The sequence below is a fragment of the Lichenihabitans sp. Uapishka_5 genome (assembly GCF_033947565.1).
Classification (GTDB): Bacteria; Pseudomonadota; Alphaproteobacteria; order Rhizobiales; family Beijerinckiaceae; genus Lichenihabitans.
The window spans coordinates 1-849 of sequence record NZ_JARPVX010000216.1 but is presented as its reverse complement, the minus strand read 5'-3'; the positions used below and the strand labels follow the sequence as shown (position 1 = coordinate 849).

At 70.6% G+C, this 849-nt stretch carries 1 protein-coding gene; it reads right to left on the bottom strand.

What is annotated here, in order from left to right; all coding sequences use genetic code 11:
* Positions 1-238 precede the first annotated feature (238 nt).
* On the bottom strand, positions 239-769 hold the full coding sequence (locus tag P7D22_RS23270) for a DUF2244 domain-containing protein (protein ID WP_319936614.1): 531 nt from the start codon (positions 767-769) through the stop codon (positions 239-241).
* Between the last annotated feature and the right edge of the window lie 80 nt (positions 770-849).

Here is an 849-nt window from a genome sequence, read left to right as displayed (position 1 = left end):
TCACCGTGGTCTGGGCGGTCGGCGTCGGGCTCGCCGGTGCCGCGGTGGTCTGGGCAGCCGCCAAGCCGGGCAGGAGGCTGCCGGCCAGCAGCGTCAGCACGGTCGCAAGGGGCCGCAGCGACCGGAGGCGCATCATCCCTGTCATGATTTCATTGTCTCCGGCGCCGCGAGCGGGCGCCCTTTCGGCACTGCCGGCATCCTAGGGAGGGGATCGGCCGGACACAACGGGATCGATGTTTCAGGAATAGCGCACGCCCCGCCGGGCGCGGCCGAGCGCCGCGCCGAGGCCGTCCGCGAACTCCGCCTTGGCGTCCGGCCCGAGAAAGCCCGCGACCTCGACCCGGTCGCCCCGGGCGATCAGCTCGATACGCTGCGTCCCGAAATCCGGGTGCTCGTGCCGGTCGAGCCGCACCCAGACCGGGTTGAAGCGCCATTCGCGCGTGATGCCCCGCGGGCTCACCTTCCGCAGGCTCAAATCCAGCGCCGTGACCCGGATATCCTCATAGGCCCGTGCGCTGCTGAAGCTGGCCCGGAACGCCAGATACACCATCAACACGTCGAGCCCGAAGAAGCCCGCCACCGGCCAGGCCCCGATCAACACGAACGGCAGGCTCGTTACGATGCCGCCGATGGCGACGAACACCAGCATCACCCGCACCTGGGCGGCCGACATCGAGCGATGCGGCCGGATGCGGCGCTGGAACAGGGGGTGGTCGGCGGGGTCGTCGGGCGGCATGGAGCCACGCTTGTTCTGAGGTCCAACCTGCATATAACGGCATCATGCTGTCACCCAAGATGAGGCGCGCTGCCGCGCCCGGCAAGCCTGCGCCCCCGGCCCGCCGCACCCGC